This window comes from Duganella vulcania, assembly GCF_009857655.1.
Classification (GTDB): Bacteria; Pseudomonadota; Gammaproteobacteria; order Burkholderiales; family Burkholderiaceae_D; genus Rugamonas; species Rugamonas vulcania.
Genome location: NZ_WWCX01000274.1, coordinates 1 through 673, shown reverse-complemented (window position 1 = coordinate 673; position 673 = coordinate 1). Strand labels below are relative to the sequence as shown.

The window sequence follows — 673 nt, the reverse complement described above, 5'->3', positions numbered from 1 at the left end:
TGGCCGCGCTGAAAACCGCCGCCCTCGCCGGCCTCGGCAGCACGCAGCTGGCCGCGCTGGGCAGCGCCCAGCTGGGCGCGCTCACGACGGCGCAGTTCGGCGCCCTGAGCAGCGCGCAGATCGGCGCCCTGAGCAGCCAGACCCTGGTCGGCCTGTCCACCACCAACCTGGCCGCCATGAGCCTGCAGGCGCTGGCCGGCCTGGACGCGGCGCTGCTGGCCAACCTGAGCCAGGCCCAGCTCAACAGCCTGGGCACGCGCCAGGTGGCCGCGCTGCAGAGCCAGCAGATCGCCGCCCTTGGCAGCGCCCAGCTGGGCGGCCTGACCCTGGCGCAGATCGGCGCGCTTGGCTCGCGCCAGGTGGCCGGCCTGTCGGTGGCCGACTTCGGCGCCTTCGACATGCTGCATGTGATGGCGCTGGGCACGGCGGCCATCGCCAGCCTGCGTCCCGAACAACTGGCCGCGCTCGGCACGGACGCGAACGGCTTCCCCGGCCTGTTCGGCACGCTGACCACGGCCCAGGTGGCGGCCATGGGCACCGCCGCGCTGCAAGGCATGACCACCACCCAGATGCTGCTGCTGACCACGGCCCAGGCGGGCGCGCTCGGCAGCGCGCAGCTGGGGGCGCTGTCGCCGGCGCTGATGACGCGCATGGCGGCGGCCGACGTGGCGGC

Annotated in this window: 1 pseudogene; it reads left to right on the top strand. The window is 75.0% G+C overall.

Annotated elements, in window-relative coordinates:
• Positions 1-673 (top strand): annotated as a pseudogene (locus GTP90_RS35940) (heme utilization protein); the annotation flags it as partial.